Raw genomic sequence first — 19,937 nt, forward strand, 5'->3', positions numbered from 1 at the left:
GGCTTCCGCCCCGTCGGCTGGCAAGGGCGCACGGCAACCGATTTTCCTGGTACTTCTGGGCAGGCCACCAGTCCCGGGCTGCGACGCGCGCACTACTCGTGTTACCAAGGGAGGGTCCGCGACGCATGACCGAGGGGACCTCGTGGCACCCAGCTCGCCCGAATCCGCGCGCCTTACCCGGCGTCGGCTCTTCCAGTTGTCCGCCGGTTTTTCGGTTCTCGCCACGGCGGCCTGCAGTTCGACGCCGGACAGTCCCGCTCCGAACACCGCCGCGCCCAAGGCGGACGGAGCGCTCGGGGCGAATTTCAACGCCGATCCGGACACGATGGGCTGGGACGAGCTCCAGCGGTCCGCCGCGAAGTGGGTGCGCGGGTTCACCGCGATGCCCGATCTGGACAAGCACGACGCCACCGAAAATCCGACGATCAAGACATTGCGGCAAGCGGCCGACCGCCAGTACGGCACCGTGCTGTCGCTCAAGTTTCCGTACTTTCCCGACTCCCACAAGCAGATCCCGCGGCCCGGGACCCCGGCGATGCAGGCCGATCTCGCGCGGGTCGACAAAGTGCTTCCGGCGGTCATGGACAAGGTCGACATCCTGGTGATCGGCAACGAGCCGTTCATCGAATGCCCGCAGTCCGACTGGAACAACGGCGCGCTCAACGAATTCTACGAGACCGTCGCAGCCCATGTGATCAAGCAGCGCAAGGGAAAGACCGTCCTGTACATGGGCGCGCTCAACAATCTCGAGAATCCCAAGTGGACTGGCGCGGGCACGGAACGCTGGATGAAGTACGTCCGCGAGACGCCGGAGATCGAGGGCACCGACCTGCATCCGCACGTCGGGGCGCCGGACCAGGTTCAGGCATTTCTCGATTACACCCTGCCCAAGCTGGGCGGCAAGAAGTTTCTCGTCACCGAGTTTTCGCTGGTCCAGCTGTGGAAGAAGCATCTCGCCGACCGGATCTCGGCCGAGTACGCGGACAAGTACCACGTGCCCAAGGACACGTTGGTCTGGCAGGTCATCCGCAACGCGCTGCACCAGCCGTTCCCCAAGGCGCGGTGGGACGATTTCCTCCGCACCAGCCCGTGGTTCGAGAACAACAAGAACTTCCTCACCGACCAGATGACGAAGTTCCGCGCGACCGGCAAGCTCGCCGTCGCCGCGTACGGGATCGATCAGGGCATTGCCGCGCTCAAGGGCGGGGACTTCGGGCCGGATACTCCGCCGTGGCTCCTCAACAGCGTGTTCGCGCGGGCGACCGTCCAGAAGAATCCCGACGGCACGGCAGCGCCGAATTACGCTTGGCTCGAGGAATTCACCGCGCTCCAGAAGCATTAGCCAACGCGGCGAGGAAAGCGTCCGTCGTCGCGCGGTCGCGGACCGCGATGCGCAGGTGATCTGGGCCGAGGCCGGGGAAAGTGTCGCCGCGGCGGACGGCGTAGCCTGCTTCGCGCAGTCGCAGCCGGACGTCCGCGCCGCCGGGGACTCGGACCAGCACGAACGGGCCGCGCGCGGTGCCGAGTACGGGGATTCCCCGTGCGGCCAAGCCGGATTCCAGATAGTCGCGGTCGGCTTCCGCGGCAGCGGCCAGTTTTTCGGCCTCTTCCAGGGCGGCGGGGCGGCAGCAGGCGACCGTCGCTACGGCGGCCAAAGTGGACACTGACCAGGGCGGCTGCACCGCGCGCAGGCGGGCGATCAGCGATGGTTCGCCGAGGACGTATCCGGCGCGCAGGCCCGCCAAGCCCCAAGTTTTGGTGAGGCTGCGCAACACCACGACGCCGGGGATTCGTTCTCCGGCAAGGCTTTCGACTTCTCCGGGGACGGCATCGAGGAAAGCTTCGTCCACCACGAGCACCCGCCCGGGGCGTGCCAGGGCTCGCAGCGAAGCGGCTGGGTGCAGGACCGAGGTCGGGTTGGTCGGATTGCCGATGAAGACCAGGTCAGCCGAATCGGGGACCGCGGCGGGATCCAGACGGTAACCGTCCGCTTCGGACAGTAGGACTCGGTCGACCGGGTGTCCGGCGGCGCGCAGGGCGGCTTCCGGTTCGGTGAATTGCGGGTGGACCACTACCGCGTGCTCAGCCGGAAGCGAAGCCAGCAGCGTGAACGCTTCCGCGGCGCCGGCGGTCACGAGGACGTCGTCGAAATCCCGGCCGTGTCGGGTGGCGACGGCTTCCGCGGCGCGAGTCGGGTCCGGGTAGGCGGCCAGGTCGTCCAGGGCGGCGGCGAGTTCGGCACGCAGCCACGAAGGCGGGGCCGGGAGCCGGACGTTCACGGCCAGGTCGACGAGCCCATCGCCGACCTCGCGATCGCCGTGGTGGTGGAGGTCGTAATCAGCCATGGACTGCTGCCAGGGAACGGGCGCGCACCTGCGAGGCGAAACGGTCCGCCAGTTCGGGATGTCCGGCCCAGTGGACATGCAAGTAAGACGCGTGCAGGGAGGCTGAAGCAAATCCGTCCAGGCTGCGATCCCAGCCCCACGCGGCGGTTTCCCCATGGGCGGGCGCGATTTCGGTGCGGTGGAACTCGTGTCCGGTGACCCGCTGTCCGGCCGCTGCGAGCACGTTGTCGGCGACCGCGACAGCCCGGCGGTAGCCGAGCTTCCCCCGCGAAGTCATGGTCGCGTCCGCGGCCACGGCGCCGACCATCGGCAATCCGTCCAGCGAACGGCACAGGTACAGCAAGCCCGCGCATTCCGCGCTCACCGGCATCCCGGCGTCAATCGCCGCGCCGACGGCCGTCCGGAGTTCCGCATTGGCCGACAACTCGGCAGCGTGCACTTCCGGGAACCCGCCGCCGAAGTACAAACCGGCACACCCGGCAGGCAAGGCCTTGTCCCGCAAGGGGTCGATGTCCACGACGTCGATTCCGCGGGCGGCCAGCAGTTCGATGTTCTCGGCGTAGCGGAAGGTGAACGCCGGACCGCCGGCGGCGGCGAGCGTCGCACGTGGACCGTCCCACTCCGGACCGGCGTTCCACAACGGACCAGTCAGCGCGGGAGCACTTCGGGCCACCCGCACAATGGCTCCGAGATCGACCCCGGCGGCGACCCATTCCGCCAGTTCCGGCAGCAACCGCTGCGACTCCGCGGCACGTTCGGCGGCGGGAACCAGGCCGAGGTGCCGGCTCGGCGCATGCACGTTTTCGTTGCGCCGCAAGGCACCCAGCAACGGGACGCCGGTCGCTTCCAAAGCGGTGACGATCTCGTCCTCGTGCCGTTGCGAGCCCAGCTTGTTCAGGATCACCCCGGCGAGCCGGACGCGCGTGTCGTATTGCGCGAACCCCAGCACGGTCGCCGCGACGCTGCGGGAGGCCGCCGAAGCGTCGACCACCAGCACGACTGGTGCGTCGAGCAATCGCGCGACGTGGGCGGTCGACGCGTAACCTTCGGTGCCCAAGGCGCCGTCGAAAAGGCCCATCACGCCTTCGATCACGGCGATGTCCGCACCCGCGGAACCGTGGCGCAGCAACGGAGCCAGCGTGTCCTCGCCTTGCAGGAAGGGGTCCAGGTTCCGCGCGGGACGGCCGGTGGCGAGCGAATGGTAACTGGGGTCGATGAAGTCCGGGCCGACCTTGTGCCCGGACACCGCGTGCCCGGCCGTGCGCAACGCGGCCATGAGCCCGGCCGCGATGGTGGTTTTGCCGTGCCCGGAACCGGGTGCGGCGATGACGACCCGTGCTACCACTCGATCCCCCGCTGGCCCTTCTGCCCGGCGTCCATCGGGTGCTTCACCTTCGTCATTTCCGCGACCAGGTCCGCGGCCTCGATCAATTCCGGCGGCGCGTACCGGCCGGTGATCACGACGTGCTGGTGCCCGGGCCGGGAGGCCAAAGCGGACACGACGTCGTCCGCCTCGAGCCAGCCCCATTTGAGCAGGTAGCTGAATTCGTCCAGGACGTAGAAATCGTGCGTTTCGGCAGCGAGCCGTCGTTTGATTTCCGCCCAGCCTTCCTGGGCGTTCGCGGCATGGTCCTCTTCGGACCCCTGCTTGCGCGACCAGCTCCAGCCCTCGCCCATTTTGTGCCACTCGACCGGACCGCCCTGCCCGGTGTCGTCGTGCAGCTTCCCGAGCGCCTTGAACGCGGCTTCCTCGCCGACGCGCCATTTCGCCGACTTCACGAACTGGAACACGCCGATCGACCAGCCCTGGTTCCACGCGCGCAACGCCATTCCGAACGCCGCGGTCGATTTCCCTTTCATCTCGCCGGTGTGCACGGCGAGCAGCGGACGGTTGCGGCGCTGCCGCGTGGTGAGCCCGTCCTTCGGCACGACAGCCGGTTTCCCTTGCGGCATCAGGCAGCCCTCCCCGTCCGTTCGCGCACGGCCGAAGCCAGCGATTCAGCGGCCACATCGGACAGTGGCACGTGCTCGGCTCCCAAGTGCCCGGCCAGTTCCGCGGCCAGGCCGAGGCGCATCCGGCCGGTCTCGCAGTCCATCACGATCGTCGTCACGTCGGTCAGCAGACCCGCGGCGGCCTTGGCCCGGGCGACCGCGTCGGAGCCGCTCGTAGCGCGGCCGTCGGTGACGAGCACCAGCAACGGACGACGGCGCGGGTCACGGATCGCCTCGACCCGCAGCACCCGTGCGGCTTCCAGCAGTCCTTCGGCGAGCGGCGTGCGTCCGCCGGTCGGCAGGCCTTCCAGCCGGGCCGCGGCTGCTTCGACGCTGATCGTCGGCGGGAGCGCCAGCTCGGCATCCGTGCCGCGGAACGTGACCAGACCGACCTTGTCCCGCCGTTGGTAGGCGTCCAACAGCAGGGAAAGCACGGCGGTCTTCACTTCCCGCATCCGTGCCCGCGCGCCCATCGACCCCGACGCGTCCACGCAGAACAGCACCAGATTGCCTTCGCGGCCTTCGCGCAGCGCGAACCGCAGGTCCGCCGAACGCACTTCGAGACCCGCCCCGGACCGGCCCCGCGCCTGCTGATGCGGTGCGGCAGCACGGATCGTCGCGACCAGATGCGGCCGTCCGTCCCGCACGCTGGGCGGCTGCACGCCGATCGTCCGGCCGGTGTCCGTGATGGCGCGCGACCGACGGCCGCGCTCGCCCTCGCCGGTGCCTTTCACCCGGAACACCCGCGCGCGAAAGGTGTCCCCGGCGCCGACCGTCTTCTGCGGCGAAGACCCATTGCCCGTCGGCTCGGAAGGCCCGGAAGACGGAGCCCCCTCGGCCGGACCGCCATCCGGAACCGGCCCGCTGTCATCCGGTCCAGGCCCGCCGCCGGACGGGCCATCGTCGTCCGGCCCCTCGGGCGGCGGCTGCGAATCCTCCAGCGCCTGTTCCAGCTGCTCCTCGGAAATCCCCGGCGCGTCAAACGGATTCCGCCGCCGCCGGTGCGGCAGCGCGAGCCGCGCCGCGACCCGGATGTCCTCGGTGGTGACCTCGGCGCGCCCGGCCCACGCCGCGTGCGCGACCGCCGTCCGCGCCGTCACGATGTCCGCGCGCATGCCGTCGACCTCGAACGACGCGCACACCTCGGCGATCTGCCGCAGCGCCTCGTCCGGCAGCTTCACCGACGGCAAAAGCCGTTGCGCCGCCTCGATCTCCGCCGCCAGCGCCGCGTCCGCCTCGGCGTAGCCGTCGGCGAACCCGTCCGGATCCGCTTCGTAGGCAAGCCGTCGCCGGACGACCTCGACGCGCTGCTCCGGATCCCGGCTCGACGCGACCTCGACGGTCAGCCCGAACCGGTCGAGCAGCTGCGGCCGCAGTTCGCCTTCCTCCGGGTTCATCGTCCCGATCAGCACGAACCGCGCGGCGTGCGAGACGGAAACGCCCTCGCGCTCGACCGTCGCCCGGCCCATCGCCGCCGCGTCGAGCAGCGTGTCCACCAGATGGTCGTGCAGCAGGTTGACCTCGTCGACGTACAGCAGCCCGCGGTGCGCTGCGGCCAGCAGCCCGGGCTGGTAGTCGGTGACGCCTTCGGACAGCGCCTTCTCCAGGTTCAGCGAGCCGACGACCCGGTCCTCGGCCGCGCCGACCGGTAGTTCCACCAGCCGCGCCGGCCGCCGGTGCGCGGGGACGCCCGCCTCGTGCGGGCCGTCCGGGCACACCGGGTCCGGGCTGACCGGGTCGCAGGAAAACCGGCAGCTGTCCACCACGTCGACACCCGGCAGCAGCCCGGCGAGCGCGCGCACCATGGTCGACTTCGCGGTGCCCTTCTCGCCCCGCACCAGCACCCCGCCGACCGCGGGCGAGATCGAGGACAGGACGAGCGCCAGACGCAGGTCCGGCATCCCGACGACAGCGGTGAACGGATAGGGCTTCAAGAGCACTCCCTTGTGGGTCGGCGTCCGGCCGATCATCGCACAGGCAAGCTCTCGCTTAGGGTGGGAAATCGTGCGCGAAGAATCACGCCTGACGGTGGTCGGGATCGGGGCCGACGGGTGGGCCGGGCTCACCCCGGCGGCCCGTGCCGCCGTGCGGCGGGCGGACGTCGTGCTCGGCTCGGAACGGCAGCTGAAGTCCCTGCCGGAAGACCTCCGCACCCGCCCCTGGCCGAGCCCGCTGCTGCCCGCGCTCGACGAGTTCCTGGCCGAGCAGAGCGGCCGCGTGTGCGTGCTGGCCAGCGGCGATCCGTACCTGTCCGGCATCGCCACCACCCTGCGTGACCGCGGGTACGCGCTCGACGTCCACCCCGCGATCTCCTCGGCGACGCTGGCCCGCGCGCGGCTCGGCTGGTCGTTCGAGGAAACCGAGGTCGTGACGGTCGTCGGCCGCGCCGTCCATCGCGTCGCGCGCGCCCTGGCACCGAACCGAAAGCTGCTGGTCCTGGGCGGTTCCGCGACCGAACTGCGCGAGCTGCTCAAAGCCCGCGGGTACGGCGATTCCGCCCTTACCGCCTTGGAAAACCTCGGCGCGGAGGACGAGCGGATCACCGACGGCTGGACCCGCGACCCCGGCCCGCTCACCGTGTTCGCCGTGCGCTGCACCGGCCCCGGCCTCCCGCTCGTCGGCCTCCCCGACGACGCCTTCGAGCACGACGGCCAGCTCACCAAACGCGACCTCCGCGCGTCCGCCCTCGCCCGCCTGGCACCGGCTCCGGGCGAACTCCTCTGGGACGTCGGCGCGGGCGCGGGCAGCATCGGCATCGAATGGTCCCGCGCACATCCGCTGAACCGCGCCATCGCGATCGAACGCGACCCCGCGCGCGCCGGACGCGTCCAGCGCAACGCCAATACCCTTGGCGTGCCGGAATTACAGGTGGTCACCGGTCCGGCACCCGAGGCGCTCGCCGGCCTCCCCCGCCCCGACGCGATCTTCGTCGGCGGCGGCCTGACCGTGCCCGGAGTCCTCGATCAGTGTGTCGAAACCGACGCCCGGATCGTCGCGCACGGTGTCACCCTCGAAGCCGAGCAGATCCTGGCCGCCGCCTACGCCCGGCACGGCGGGGAACTGCAACGGATCTCCGTGGAGCAGGCGAAACCGCTCGGCGGGTTCACCGGATGGACGCCGTCCCGGGCAGTCACGCAGTGGAGCTGGAAATGACCGTTTACTTCATCGGCGCCGGGCCGGGCGCGGCCGACCTGATCACCGTGCGCGGCCGCGACCTGCTCGCGCGCTGCCCGGTGTGCCTGTACCCGGGCAGCATGACGCCGACCGACCTGCTCGCCTACTGCGCGCCGGACGCCGAACGCGTCGACACCGCGAACCTCAGCCTGGAGGAGATCACCGCGAAACTGGTCGAAGCGCATCGAGCCGGCCACGACGTCGCGCGGCTGTGTTCCGGAGATCCGTCGCTGTACAGCGCGGTCGCCGAGCAGGTGCGGCGGCTGGAACCGGAAGGCGTGCCCTACGAGATGGTGCCCGGCGTTCCCGCGTTCGCCGCGTCCGCTGCCGTGCTCGGCCGCGAACTGACCGTCCCGGGCATCGGGCAGAGTCTCGTGATCACGCGCGCGCAGGCGAGGTCCACCGCGATGCCGGACGCCGAAACGCTGGAGAATTTCGCCCGCACCGGCACGACTCTCGCGCTGCACCTGGCGATCAATCACATCGAGCGCGTCACCGGAGAACTCGCCGGGCACTACGGCGAGGACTGTCCCGCCGCCGTCGTCGCGCTGGCCAGCCAGCCCGGCGAAACGGTGGTGCGCGGCACCCTCGCCGACATCGCCGGTCAAGCGCGGGCCGCCGGAATGACCCGCGCGGCCACGATTTTCGTCGGCCGGGTCCTCGCCGCGGGCGGATTCCCGGACAGTTTCCTGTATTCGAGCACCCGGGACCGGGCGAGCCAACCGGAGTCATTGTGACGGATCTGCGCTGGGGCCTGCTGGCCACCGGGACCATCGCCGCCGAATTCGCCGCGGGCGTCGAGCAAAGCCGCCACGGCGTGCTCGCCGCGGCGGCCTCGCGCACGGCCGAGCGGGCACGTGATTTCGCGACCAGGTACGAAATCCCGAAGGCGTACGGCAGCTACGAAGAACTCCTCGCCGACCCGGACGTCGACGCGGTCTACGTCGCCACTCCGCACGCACAGCACGAGGAATGGGCGATCCGGGCCGCCGAAGCGGGCAAGCACGTGCTGTGCGAAAAGCCGCTCACGCTCACCGCGGCCGACGCGGAGAAGGTCATCGATGCCGCACGGCGCAACGACGTTTTCCTCATGGAAGCGTTCATGTACCGGCTGCATCCGCAGACGCGACGGCTGGTCGAACTGATCGAATCCGGGGCGATCGGCGAGGTCCGCGCCGTCGACGTCACGTTCAGTTTCGACTCCGACGAGAACGACGCGGCCCGCCTCGGCGATCCCGCGCTCGGCGGGGGCGGAATCCTCGACGTCGGCTGCTACTGCACCTCGCTCGCCCGGCTGGTTTCGCAGGCCGCGACCGGAACTCCGGCGGTCGAGCCGACGCGCCTCACCGGCATGGCGCGGCTCGCCGAAAGCGGCGTCGACGAGTTCGCGATGGGCCTGCTGCGACTGCCCGGCGACATCATCGCGCAGCTGTCCTGCGGTTACCTGCTCACGCAGGACGACCACATCCGGATCTACGGCACCGCCGGCCAGTTGTACGTGCCGAAACCCGCGTGGATCCACGAACTCCGCACTCCGGGCGTGTCGACGATCGTGCTGACCCCGTCGGACGGCGAGCCGGAGATCATCGAAATCGAAGCCACCCAAGGGGTTTACGCGCGGGAAGCGGATTACGTCGCCGCCCATGTCGCGAACCGGCAAGGACCGGAACTGACCTGGGCCGAAACGCTCGCCAACATGCGCACCCTCGACCGGTGGCGCGCGGCCGTCGGGTACGGGCGATGACCGTCCTGATCCTGGGCGGCACCGCGGAAGCCCGCGACCTCGCCGCCCAGCTGCACGAACGCGGCGTCGACGTGGTCTCCTCGCTCGCCGGACGCGTCACGCGACCGCGCCTGCCGGTCGGAGAAGTACGGGTCGGCGGATTCGGCGGCGTCGAAGGCCTTACGGCTTGGCTGCGCGAAAACGGTGTCCAGGCAGTGGTCGACGCCACGCATCCGTTCGCGGAACGCATCGGCGGCAACGCTTTCCACGCCACCCAGGCCGCGGGCATTCCGCTCCTGCGCCTCGCCCGCCCCGGCTGGCAGCCGGCCGAAGACGACCGCTGGCATTGGGCCGACGACCTCGAAGAAGCCGCCGCGCTCCTGCCCGGCCTCGGCGGCCGCGTCTTCCTCACCAGCGGCCGCCAGGGCCTGGCCGCGTTCGCCGACCTCGACCCGCTGTGGTTCCTGATCCGCTGCGTCGACCCGCCCGGCCAGCCGCTGCCGCGCCGCCACGAAGTGGTGCTCGACCGCGGCCCGTACCGTCTCGACGGCGAGCGCGCGCTGATGACCGAACACGACATCGACGTGCTGGTCACCAAGGACAGCGGCGGCGCGATGACGGCCGCGAAGCTGATCGCCGCGCGGGAACTCGGCCTCCCGGTGGTCGTCGTGCGCCGCCCGCCCCGACCGTCCGCTCCGGAAACCGCGGACGCAGCCGCCGCAGCCGAATGGGTGCTCAACCAATGAATCAACTGTTCTACGACGTCCTGCACCGCCGCCGCGACGTCCGCGCCGAGTTCACCGGCGAACCGATCGACGACGCCGTCCTCACCCGGGTGCTCGAGGCCGCGCACGCCGCGCCGAGCGTCGGGATGAGCCAGCCGTGGGACTTCGTGCTGGTCCGCGACCCCGCGACGCGCGAGGAATTCGCCCGCCACGTGCACGAGGAGCGCGAAGTCTTCGCCGCGTCCCTGGACGGCGAGCGGGCGGAGACGTTCGCCAAGATCAAGGTCGAAGGCATCCGCGAATCGAGCCTCGGCATCGTCGTCACCTACGACGAGCAGCGCGGCGCCCCGGCCGTGCTCGGACGGCACGCGATCGCCGACGCCGGGCTGTACTCGGTGTGCCTGGCGATCCAGAACCTGTGGCTCGCCGCGACCGCGGAGGGCCTCGGCGTCGGGTGGGTGAGTTTCTACCGTGAACCCGCGCTCGCGGACCTGCTCGGCATTCCCGCCGGGATCCGCCCGGTGGCCTGGCTTTGTGTAGGACCGGTAACGAATCTGGCCGAGGTCCCCGACCTCGAACGGCACGGCTGGCGCAGCCGCGCGCCGCTGGCCAGCGCGTTACACCACGAGCGGTTCACCCCGCGCGACGAGGGGTCAGCGTAAACCTGTCGGGGTGACCCAATAGATTTCCTCTAATGCGTCCGATTGCCGTAGTGCTGGGGTTGCTTTCGGCGCTGTGCGCCCTGGCCTATCCCTTCCTGCCCGTAGTGCAGGACACCGCGGAAGTCGTCTGGCCCGTCGCCTCCGACACGCGTGCCGTCAACGCGCCCTTGACCGGGTACTGGGCACAGGACCTGAAGGCCGAGCTGCCCTGCGAGACGATCCGCTCGCTCGACGCGCGCACGAACGGCCCCGCGCTGCTGTTCTCCACCGTCCCGGACGGGCGCACCGGCAAGCACGCGGCCAACGGCGTCGGCATGCAGCTGCGCGTCGACAACGGCGTGCTGCTCGCGTCCAGCCAGGGCCAGCAGATCTCGCAGCAGCCGCTCCCGGAGACCGGCTGCTCGGTGACGCTCGACGCCGACGCGACCCAGATGACGCTCTCGGTCGGCAAGACCCCGATCTTCCACACCACCGGCGACGTCCGGCCGCGCGTGCTCGGCATCTACTCCTCGATCACCTCCGCGCGCGACCCGATCGCCGGGCTGCACGTGTCGGTCGTCCCGGACACCCGCTACCAGACCTCGCCGACCACGCTGAAGATCGTCGTCGGCATCCTGGCCGCGCTGTCGTTCCTCGGCTGCCTGATCGCGGTGTGGCGGATGGACTCCGGGTTCGCCCGCCGCGCGCCGCGCTGGGCCCCGGTCGGCTGGTGGCGGCTCACCGGCCGCGACGCGACGGTGTTCGGCGTGCTCGGCGCGTGGGTCTTCATCGGGCCGGTGACCTCGGACGACGGCTACATCCTCACCATGGCCCGGGTCACCGAGGCCACCGGATACCTCACGAACTACCACCGCTGGTTCGGCGTCGCGGAGGCCCCGTTCGGCTGGTTCTACCACCTGTACGAGCTGATGACGCACGTCAGCACGGTGCCGCCGTGGATCCGGCTGCCCTCGTACCTGCTCGGCGTGATCAGCTGGCTGCTGATCAGCCGCGAGGTGATGCCGCGGCTGGGCACCCAGGTCCGCCGCAGCCGTGCCGCGGGTTGGGCCGCCGCGGCGGTGTTCCTGGTCTGGTGGATGCCCTACAACAACGGCGTCCGGCCGGAACCGGTCGCCGCGCTCGGGTCGCTGCTGGCGATCTGCGCGGTCGAACGCGCGCTGGTCACCCGCCGGCTGCTGCCGCTGTGCCTCGGGCTCACCGCCGCCGCGTTCACCCTCGCCGCGACGCCGACCGGGCTGATCGCCGTGGCTCCGTTCCTGGTCGCCGGGAGACCGCTGTTCAAGCTGGTCCGGCAGCGATCGTCGAGCGGCTGGCTGCCGATGCTCGCGCCGATCCTCGCGTCCGGCTTCCTGGTGCTCGTGGTGATGTTCGCCGACCAGACGTTCGCGACGGTCCAGGAGGCCACCCGCATCCGCACCGCGGTCGGCCCGAACCTGTCGTGGTTCCAGGAACTCGCGCGGTACCAATTGCTGTTCGAGAACCTGCCGGACGGCTCCGCGCCGCGCCGGTTCCCGGTGCTGCTCGTGCTGCTCTGCACGATGACCTGCCTGGTGGTGCTGCTGCGCCGCGGCCGGATTCCCGGCGCCGCGCTCGGGCCGAGCCGCAGGCTGATCGGCACCACCGCGCTGTTCTTCCTGCTGCTCGCGCTGACGCCGACGAAATGGACGCACCACTTCGGCGCGTTCGCCGCGGTCGGCGCGTCCATGGCGGCGCTCACCGCGCTCGCGACCAGTTCCACCGTGCTCCGTTCCAACCGCAACCGTGCGGCGTTCCTCGCGGTATTGCTGGTGGTCGGGGCGCTCGCCGCGACCGGGCCGAACGCGTACTGGTTCGTCTCGAAGATCGGGGTGCCGTGGACGACCGGCGCACCGTCGATCGGCGGCATCCCGCTGTCGACGATCCTGCTCGGGGCCGCCGCGGTCGCCGGGATCTACGCGTTCGTGGAGAACGTCCGGGCGCACCGGCCGGGACCGGCGCCGCAGGAAGGCCGGAGCCGGTCGCTGCGGCTCGGTTCGCTGTCGCTGGTCGTGGTGTGCGGCCTGGTCGCGGCGGGCGAGATCTACACGATGGGCGCGGCGATCTACTTCCAGCGCGACAGCTACAGCCTCGGCGCGGCCAACATCGGGCATCTGTTCGGCAAGAGCTGCAACCTGTCCGACCACGTGATGGTCGAGCGCGACGCGGCGAAGAGCATCCTGCACCCGCAGCCCGAACAGCGGACCGTGCCGGAGAAACCGGTGACGCAGAACCCGCCGAACCCGCTGCCGAACCCGGACCAGGACAACGGCCGGGTCCAGACCGGCTTCCACACCAGCCCGGTCGACGACAAGGACCCGCTGGCCGAACCGCCGCACGGGTTCAAGCAGGACCAGGTGCCGATGTGGAGCAGCTACCTCGACACCCAGACGCGCGCCGGACGGCTGCGCAGCGACTGGTACGCGCTCACCGACCGGACCGAGAACGGCCAGATCGTGGTCGCCACCGCGAGCCAGCCCCGGCGGCCGACGTCGGTGAGCCTGGAGTACGGCGTCAACACCCCGGAGGGCGTGCGGGTGCTGCGCGGCCAGTTCGCGCTCCCGCCCGGCGCGGGCACCGGCGGCTGGAACGACACCCGGATCAACCTGCGCGACCTGCCGCCGGAAACCACGTCGGTGCGGATCGTGATGGTGGACAACGACCTGACCGAGGACGGCTGGATCGCCGCGTCCGCGCCGCGCGTGCCGACCTTCACCACGCTCACCGACAAGCTCGCGGGCAAATCGGTGTACATCGACTGGCCCGCGTCGTTCGTGTACCCGTGCGCGAACCCGGTCACCTCGCACGACGGCATCTCCGCGATGCCGGACTACCGGATCACCCCCGGCCAGCTCGCCGACGAGGCGAAATGGGCGTCCAGCACCAACGGCGGCCCGAACGGCTGGCTCGAGGAGATCGCGGACGAGCCCGAGGTGCCGAGCTACCTGAACGGGCAGCCCTACCAGTCGTGGGGACAGCTGCTGCAGATCGAGCCCTACACGACCGGGGTCGAGCCGACGGTGCGGCACGGCGAGAAGACCGTGTGGGGCTGGTGGTCGCCTGGACCCGGTCCTTCGCAGCCGAACGGCAAGGACCCGACGCGCTAATCCCGCGGCTCGCGCTGTGGTTCTCGTAGCCGCCGCGCGGCGAACACCGACACCGCGGGCAGCACCGCGAGCGCCAGCAACGCCCACTGCAACCCGGCCGCGTTGGCGAGTGCCCCCACCACAGGCGCGACCACTCCGCCGACGCTGACGGCCAGCCCGAGCGTCACCCCGCTGGCGGTGCCCAGCCGGTTCGGCAAGTAGTCCTGCCCCAGCGTCACATGCAGCGAGAACGGCACATACAACGCCACCGCCGCGAGCGCGACCAGCGGAAACACGCCGTACCCCGGCATGAGCGCGATCCCGGCGACCGCGGGCACCGCCGCCGTGTACGAAACGCGGACCGTCCGGATCCGGCCCCAGCGTCCGGCCAGCACCCCGCCGAGCAGCGTGCCCAGCGCACCGACGCCGAACAGCACCACCAACGCCACTTCCCCGGCGAACACGCTGCCGGTTCGCTGCGTGACCCAGATGGCGAGGAAGGTGTTGAGCGAGAAGGCCGCGATGGAGCGTCCGACGACCACGACGGTCAGCCAGCCGAACTGCCGCCAGTCGTCGCGCCCGGCGGGTGCCCTCCGATGCGCCCCGGAATGCAGGTCGCTCATCCGCCGGAACAACGCGGCGATGACCACCCCGGCGACGAGCGCGGGCAGCACCAGATACGGCGTCGCGCCGAGCCCGCCCGCTCGCAGCACCGGGGTGACGACGATCGGCCCGAACGCGAACCCGACGTTGCCGCCCAAGGAAAACCAGCTCATCCCGACGTGCCCGTCGCCGGCGATCCGGCGGGCGATCCGCGCCGACTCCGGGTGATAGGCGGCGACGCCGAGGCCGGACAGCGCGATCGCGAGCCAGGTCAGCGCGTAGGAATCGGCGAGCCCGGACAGCCCGATCCCGGCCCCCGCGACCGTCATCCCGACCGGCACGAGCCACGGCATCGGCCGGCGGTCGGTCAGCACGCCGAAGAGCGGCTGGACCACCGAGGACAGCAAAGTCGCGGCCACCGTGATCCCGGCCGCGGCGAGGTAACCGTAATGCCGCTCGGCGACGAGGAACGGGACGAGCGCGGGGACCGCGCCCTGGTAGAGGTCGTCGACCGCGTGGCCGATCACCATCAGCGGCATCGGCCAGCGCGCGGCGCGGACCGGGGCGGGGAGTGTTGTCGGCACCCGATCATCGTCAGACCCGCGGCAGCCTTCGCGATTCCGTTATTATGCCGAATTATGTCGATTTCCGGCCATCTGCCGACCGCGCCCACGAGCACCCGCGACCTGGCGGCCACCGCGAGCATTGCCGAGCACTGGCACGACGAACACCAGATCGTCTATGCCAGCAGCGGTGTGCTGGCCGTGCACACAGACCAGTCGCGGTGGATCGCGCCCGCGCACCGGGCACTGTGGATTCCGGCGGGAACCGTGCATTCCCACCGCGCATACGGCGTCACGCGGCTGCATCTGTTCGGCTTTCCGCAGGAACTGAGCCCGCTTCCGGTGAGCGAACCGACGGCGCTGGCGGTCACCCCGCTGCTGCGGGAACTGCTGATCGCGTACACCGAACTCGGCGAGGACCGCTCGAGCCCGGCTGGCCACCGGATGCGGGCGGTGTTGTTCGACCAGCTCATCGTGGCGCCGGAACGCCCGGTGCAGGTGCCCGCCGCGCATGATCCGCGGTTGGTCGCCGTGTGCCAGTTGCTGGAGTCCGATCCGTCGGACTCGCGCAGCCTGGCAGCGCTGGGCCGCGTTGCCGGTGCCAGCGGGCGGACGCTGACCCGGCTGTTCCGCGCGGACACCGGCATGACGTTTCCGCAGTGGCGTACGCAACTGCGGCTGTACCACGCCTTGCGGTTGCTGGTGGAGGGACGGTCAGTGACGTCCGTGGCGCAGCTGTGCGGGTTTGCCACGACCAGCGCGTTCATCGACGTGTTCCGGCGGTCTCTTGGCCATACGCCGGGGTTTTACCTCCATAGTGGACAGACCGATGCCGCACCACGAGACTCGCCGCGAGCCTGTTGACACCGAACGAGACCAGGATCAGCCCGGTCGCGTCGAGCAGATGCGGATCACGAGAAACAGCGCCCACAGCACGATTCCCGCACCGGTGAGCCGATATTGCAACCCGTCAGCCTGCCGGAACCGCGTCACGCACCCCATCGCGGTGCCGGTGCCCGCGACCAGGACGAGCTCGCCGGCCAGCAACCAGTCCGCCCGCTGGAACCCTTCGCCCAGCTCGAAGCCCAGGTACACCAGCCCCACCGCGATCACCAGGAGCGGCATCAGCAGCATCCGCCTCGGTTCGGCGGAGCGCCACTGGAACTGCCGCACGATCAGGAACCCGACCACGACCGCGATCAGCACGTCGTCGACCATCGCCAACTCCATCACTAGTGATACTTCTTCGAATGTATCACTAGTGATTGAATAGGGCCATGCGCGCCGCCGACCTGCACCTCCTCGCCCGCAACCTGCGCGAGATCGCCCTGGCCAGCACCGGGAACACCGGTGCGGAGCACGTCAACGCGGGAGAACTGGCGGTGGTCGAAGACGTCTCGCGAAACCCGGGCGCGACCATCAGCGACGTGACCCGCCGGACCGGGCTGGCGCAGAGTCTCGTCTCCCGGATCACGCACCGGATGGCGGACGCAGGCGTCATGCGCGTGCGGCCCGACGAGAAAGATCGACGCAAGTCCAGGCTGGAAATCGAACCGTCCGCCCGCGCGATGTTCCGCGCTCGCGCGGACGGTTCGATCGCCTCAGCCCTCGCCGCGCACGCACCGAAACTCAGTGCCGCGCAGCGGAAACAACTCACCCACCACCTCGCCGAGGCGGAACGGCTACTGCGCCAAGGTCAGGAATAGCTCCGCGGCGTCCACACGATCGACCGCCCGTCCGGCCCTTCCTCCACCACCGTGCGCGACGAGCCCACGATCAGCAGGCACCGCATGTCCACGGCAGCCGGATCCAGCCCGCCCAACGTGGTGACCCGGATGTCCTCCTCCGGCCCGCCGACATCCCGCGCCACCACCACCGGCGTGCCCGGGTCCCGGTGCCGCAGCAGGACTTCCCGCGCGTTCGCCAGCTGCGTCACCCGCGTCCGCGAGGCCGGGTTGTACAGCGCCAGCACCAAATCCGCCGCACCGGCCGCGTCCAGGCGACGTTCGATGATCTCCCACGGCTTCAACCGGTCCGAAAGGGACAGCACGCAATAGTCGTGTCCCAACGGCGCACCGACCCGCGACGCGGCTGCCTGCGCCGCCGTCACGCCGGGCACGATCCGTACCCGCGCACCGGCGCCATTGCCAGCCGAAACTTGTTCCAGCACCGCCGAAGCCATCGCGAACACACCCGGATCGCCGGACGACACCACGGCCACCCGCGCGCCGGTCGCGGCCAACTGCAATGCCTCGACCGCCCGGTCCGCCTCGACCCGGTTCCCCGAGGCGTGCCGCTGCTGCCCCGCTCGCTGCGGAACCCGCGCGACATACGGCCCGTAGCCGACGATGTGGTCCGCCGCCGCCAGTTCCGCCGACGCTTCCGGCGTCAGCCACTCCGGTCCGGCCGGGCCGAGCCCGACGACGACTACCTCGCCGCCTTCCGCCGGGGCCGGAGAGCTCGCCGGAACCGCCGGTTCACCGTCCACACGAGACTGGTAAGCCGGACTTGGCAGCAACGCCAAGGAGAAATACGGCACCGACTCCGGGTCGACGTCCGCGAACGGTTCCACCCGCTGCTGTCCCCAGGTCGCCCGCTCGATGTACCAAGCGTCGTCGAGCTTGCCCGACTCCGCGAGCGCTTCCCGCACCGAACCGAAGGTACGGCCCAATTTCAGCACCGCCGCCGCTTCGGTGTCCGCCAGCCGCCGCGCCAATTCGGGCGCTGGCAACGTTCCTGGCAGCACCGTGAGCACTTCGTCCCGCTGCACCAACGGACGGCCGAGCACCGAGGCCGCCGCGCTCACCGACGTCACGCCGGGCACCACCTCGGCCTCGAACCGTCCGGCGAGCCGCTCGTGCATGTACATGTAGGAGCCGTAGAAGAACGGGTCGCCCTCGCACAACAGCACCACGTCGCGTCCGGCGTCGAGGTGCTCGGCAAGCTTTTTCGCGCTCAGCTCGTAGAAATCGGCGATCGCGCCCTCGTAGCCGCCGGGATGATCGGTGGTCTCGGTGGTGACCGGGTAGACCAGCCGCTCCTCCAGCTGCCCCTCGCGCAGGTACGGCTCAGCCACCGACCGCGCGATGCTGCGCCCGTGCCGCGCGCTGTGGTAGGCGATGACGTCCGCCTCGCCGATCAGCCGCGCCGCTTTGACCGTCATCAGTTCCGGATCGCCGGGTCCGAGCCCGACGCCGTACAGCCGCCCCGTCATTCGACCGTGCTCGCAATCGCGTTCACAGCACCGACCGCCATCGCGCTTCCGCCACGACGACCGTGCACGACCAGATACGGCGCGGGCGCGCGCTTCGCGAGTTCCACTTTGGACTCGGCCGCGCCGACAAACCCCACCGGCACACCGATGATCGCGGCCGGTGCGCCGACTCCTTCGTCCAGCAGTTCCAGCAACCGGAACAACGCGGTCGGCGCGTTGCCGATCGCCACCACCGAACCGGGAAGCCGGTCGCGCCACAGCTCCAGCGCCGCGGCCGACCGCGTGGTGCCGAGCCGTTCGGCCAGACCGGGCACGCTCGGGTCGTCCAAAGTGCACACGACGTCGTTCGCCGCGGGCAAGCGTTTGCGCGTGATGCCGCTGGCGATCATCTTCGCGTCGCACAGGATCGGCGCGCCCGCCTCCAGCGCGCCGCGGCCGGCCTCGACCACGTCGAGCGAGTACCGCAGGTCGTCGACCAGGTCGACCATGCCGCAGGAGTGGATCATCCGGACCGCGACGCCCGCGACGTCGTCGGGCAGGATCGCCAGGTCCGCCTCTTCGCGGATCGTGGCGAACGAGTGCCGGTAGATCTCGGCCCCGTCCCGCAGGTAGTCGATCACGAAGGTCCCTTTCTCGCCAACGCATCCGCCAACTCGGACGCCGTGCTCCAGCGTCCGTCGACACGGTAGCCGCCGGGTTCGGCGACAACGTCGCGGTGGGCGCCGGACGGTCGTCCGCACCGCCGTGCACAGCCCGAGACGTGCACCCGCTCCCCGTCCGCGACCAGTGTCGCCGCGTCCGCCCGGACGTCGGCGAGAGACTTCGCACACCCCGGCGCGCCGACGCAGGCGCTAAGCTCCGCCGTCGCCGGATCCGTCGAGAGCCCCGCCGCGTGCAGGCGTTCGACGTCCGCGCCGCCGGGCAGCAGGACCGAACGCCACGGCGTGACCACGGCGTCGCCGAAGTCAGCCAGCGCGCGCAACTGGGCGGCCGTCAACTGGCCGAATCGAGGTGCGACCCCGACCGCGTCGCCGCCGTCGTCGCGCCGGATCCTGCCGACCGTCGGGTCGATCCGCGTCGGCCGCGCTTGGGGCGCTTCCCGGTGACCGTCCGGGAGCAGCGCCGAAGGATCGGCCAGTTCCCCGATCCGCCACGCCGACCCGCGCGTGCGCGCAAACGCTTCCGCCACCGTGAGCAGCGCGGACACCGCCTCGTCCCGCGGCACCAGCCAGCCGGAATCAGCGCCCGCCAGCAGTACCGCTCCGGTCGTCGAACCGATCGCGCGCCAGCACACGTCCGTGCCCACGACGTCGCCGCGCCCGTCGTCGAACCCGAACAGAAACCGTCCCGGCAACTCCGCGAGTTCCGGCCGCGCGCACAACGCACGATCCAGCGTCGCGGAAAGGCCGCGGACGTCGGCGAGCCCGCCGCGCACCCCGCTCAACGGCGAGGCCAGCACGTTCCGCACGCGTTCGTGACTCGGCGACGGCAACAGCCCGGCTTCCGTCAGCCGTCCGGCCAAGCCCGGCCGGTGCACGCCGCGCAACTGGACGTTCGCGCGCGAGGTCAGGTGGACGTCGCCGTCGCCGAGGTCTTCCGCACAAGAAGCCAACGCCCGCAACCGATCCGCGCTCACCACGCCGCCGGGAAGCCGGACCCTGGCGAGCGGCCCGTCCGCCGCGTCGTGCGTCGCGAAGACTCCAGGGCAGGCGTCGGCGCGCACGCGGGCAGGGCTGGACATGGCGCTCACTGTAACCCGCGGCAGTTTTAACAGGCTTGCGATCGTATGTAGTACATCTGCTACATTCCATCGTACAGGCAGGATGGGGGTCATC

General features: G+C 70.6%; 18 protein-coding genes. 9 read left to right on the forward strand and 9 right to left on the reverse strand.

Going from position 1 to position 19,937, the window contains the following annotated elements:
• Positions 1 to 142 precede the first annotated feature (142 nt).
• Positions 143 to 1,342 (forward strand): hypothetical protein, encoded by a 1,200-nt coding sequence (locus L3Q65_RS24035; protein WP_237596680.1) that lies wholly within the window; start codon positions 143 to 145, stop codon positions 1,340 to 1,342.
• Here L3Q65_RS24035 and cobC read toward each other — a convergent pair.
• Genes cobC through L3Q65_RS24055 form a run of 4 tightly spaced genes read right to left on the reverse strand, consistent with a single transcriptional unit; the run spans position 1,320 to position 6,271 of the window.
• Entirely contained in the window at positions 1,320 to 2,345 is a 1,026-nt protein-coding gene (gene cobC / locus L3Q65_RS24040) for an Rv2231c family pyridoxal phosphate-dependent protein CobC (RefSeq protein ID WP_237596681.1), read from the reverse strand. The genes L3Q65_RS24035 and cobC overlap by 23 nt on opposite strands.
• Positions 2,338 to 3,690, reverse strand: coding sequence for a cobyrinate a,c-diamide synthase (locus L3Q65_RS24045; protein ID WP_182895448.1), 1,353 nt, complete (start codon positions 3,688 to 3,690; stop codon positions 2,338 to 2,340). The genes cobC and L3Q65_RS24045 overlap by 8 nt, the downstream gene beginning before the upstream one ends.
• Positions 3,684 to 4,298, reverse strand: a complete 615-nt coding sequence (gene cobO / locus L3Q65_RS24050) for a cob(I)yrinic acid a,c-diamide adenosyltransferase (protein ID WP_182895447.1) — start codon at positions 4,296 to 4,298, stop codon at positions 3,684 to 3,686. Before cobO ends, L3Q65_RS24045 begins: the two co-directional genes overlap by 7 nt.
• Positions 4,298 to 6,271 carry a putative cobaltochelatase gene (locus L3Q65_RS24055; RefSeq protein ID WP_237596682.1) on the reverse strand — a complete coding sequence of 658 codons (1,974 nt, stop codon included), beginning with the start codon at positions 6,269 to 6,271 and terminating at the stop codon, positions 4,298 to 4,300. Before L3Q65_RS24055 ends, cobO begins: the two co-directional genes overlap by 1 nt.
• 70 nt (positions 6,272 to 6,341) lie before the next feature.
• On the opposite strand from L3Q65_RS24055, the gene cbiE reads away from it, so the two are divergent.
• The 6 genes from cbiE to L3Q65_RS24085 are packed head-to-tail and all read left to right on the forward strand — an operon-like array spanning position 6,342 to position 13,743.
• Positions 6,342 to 7,490, forward strand: coding sequence for a precorrin-6y C5,15-methyltransferase (decarboxylating) subunit CbiE (gene cbiE, locus L3Q65_RS24060; protein WP_182895445.1), 1,149 nt, complete (start codon positions 6,342 to 6,344; stop codon positions 7,488 to 7,490).
• Entirely contained in the window at positions 7,487 to 8,248 is a 762-nt protein-coding gene (gene cobM / locus L3Q65_RS24065; protein WP_182895444.1) for a precorrin-4 C(11)-methyltransferase, read from the forward strand. Before cbiE ends, cobM begins: the two co-directional genes overlap by 4 nt.
• Positions 8,245 to 9,255, forward strand: a complete 1,011-nt coding sequence (locus tag L3Q65_RS24070) for a Gfo/Idh/MocA family protein (protein WP_182895443.1) — start codon at positions 8,245 to 8,247, stop codon at positions 9,253 to 9,255. Before cobM ends, L3Q65_RS24070 begins: the two co-directional genes overlap by 4 nt.
• The gene (locus L3Q65_RS24075; protein WP_237596683.1) at positions 9,252 to 9,980 is read left to right on the forward strand and encodes a cobalt-precorrin-6A reductase; all 729 of its coding nucleotides are present in this window, start codon (positions 9,252 to 9,254) and stop codon (positions 9,978 to 9,980) included. Before L3Q65_RS24070 ends, L3Q65_RS24075 begins: the two co-directional genes overlap by 4 nt.
• Positions 9,977 to 10,621 (forward strand): 5,6-dimethylbenzimidazole synthase, encoded by a 645-nt coding sequence (gene bluB / locus L3Q65_RS24080; RefSeq protein WP_182895441.1) that lies wholly within the window; start codon positions 9,977 to 9,979, stop codon positions 10,619 to 10,621. Before L3Q65_RS24075 ends, bluB begins: the two co-directional genes overlap by 4 nt.
• A gap of 32 nt (positions 10,622 to 10,653) precedes the next feature.
• Positions 10,654 to 13,743, forward strand: a complete 3,090-nt coding sequence (locus L3Q65_RS24085) for an arabinosyltransferase domain-containing protein (RefSeq protein ID WP_237596684.1) — start codon at positions 10,654 to 10,656, stop codon at positions 13,741 to 13,743.
• Here the strand turns inward: L3Q65_RS24085 and L3Q65_RS24090 are convergent.
• Complete coding sequence (locus L3Q65_RS24090; protein ID WP_237596685.1) at positions 13,740 to 14,909, reverse strand: MFS transporter; 1,170 nt, start codon at positions 14,907 to 14,909, stop codon at positions 13,740 to 13,742. The two genes, L3Q65_RS24085 and L3Q65_RS24090, sit on opposite strands and share 4 nt — an antisense overlap.
• 54 nt (positions 14,910 to 14,963) lie before the next feature.
• Between L3Q65_RS24090 and L3Q65_RS24095 the strand changes: the two genes are divergently transcribed.
• Complete coding sequence (locus L3Q65_RS24095; protein WP_237596686.1) at positions 14,964 to 15,752, forward strand: helix-turn-helix transcriptional regulator; 789 nt, start codon at positions 14,964 to 14,966, stop codon at positions 15,750 to 15,752.
• An 18-nt stretch (positions 15,753 to 15,770) separates the two neighbouring features.
• Here L3Q65_RS24095 and L3Q65_RS24100 read toward each other — a convergent pair whose 3' ends face one another.
• Positions 15,771 to 16,118 carry a hypothetical protein gene (locus L3Q65_RS24100; protein ID WP_237596687.1) on the reverse strand — a complete coding sequence of 116 codons (348 nt, stop codon included), beginning with the start codon at positions 16,116 to 16,118 and terminating at the stop codon, positions 15,771 to 15,773.
• Positions 16,119 to 16,165: 47 nt separating this feature from the next.
• Between L3Q65_RS24100 and L3Q65_RS24105 the strand changes: the two genes are divergently transcribed.
• On the forward strand, positions 16,166 to 16,594 hold the full coding sequence (locus L3Q65_RS24105) for a MarR family winged helix-turn-helix transcriptional regulator (RefSeq protein WP_182895437.1): 429 nt from the start codon (positions 16,166 to 16,168) through the stop codon (positions 16,592 to 16,594).
• Here the strand turns inward: L3Q65_RS24105 and L3Q65_RS24110 are convergent.
• The 3 genes from L3Q65_RS24110 to L3Q65_RS24120 are packed head-to-tail and all read right to left on the reverse strand — an operon-like array spanning position 16,585 to position 19,843.
• Positions 16,585 to 18,102: a precorrin-2 C(20)-methyltransferase gene (locus L3Q65_RS24110; RefSeq protein ID WP_182895436.1), complete on the reverse strand. Its 1,518-nt coding sequence runs from the start codon at positions 18,100 to 18,102 to the stop codon at positions 16,585 to 16,587. The two genes, L3Q65_RS24105 and L3Q65_RS24110, sit on opposite strands and share 10 nt — an antisense overlap.
• Complete coding sequence (locus L3Q65_RS24115; protein ID WP_182895435.1) at positions 18,099 to 18,722, reverse strand: precorrin-8X methylmutase; 624 nt, start codon at positions 18,720 to 18,722, stop codon at positions 18,099 to 18,101. The genes L3Q65_RS24110 and L3Q65_RS24115 overlap by 4 nt, the downstream gene beginning before the upstream one ends.
• Positions 18,719 to 19,843 carry a nitrite/sulfite reductase gene (locus L3Q65_RS24120; protein ID WP_182895434.1) on the reverse strand — a complete coding sequence of 375 codons (1,125 nt, stop codon included), beginning with the start codon at positions 19,841 to 19,843 and terminating at the stop codon, positions 18,719 to 18,721. Before L3Q65_RS24120 ends, L3Q65_RS24115 begins: the two co-directional genes overlap by 4 nt.
• Positions 19,844 to 19,937: the final 94 nt, after the last annotated feature.

The sequence above is a fragment of the Amycolatopsis sp. FU40 genome (assembly GCF_021903635.1).
Classification (GTDB): Bacteria; Actinomycetota; Actinomycetes; order Mycobacteriales; family Pseudonocardiaceae; genus Amycolatopsis; species Amycolatopsis dendrobii.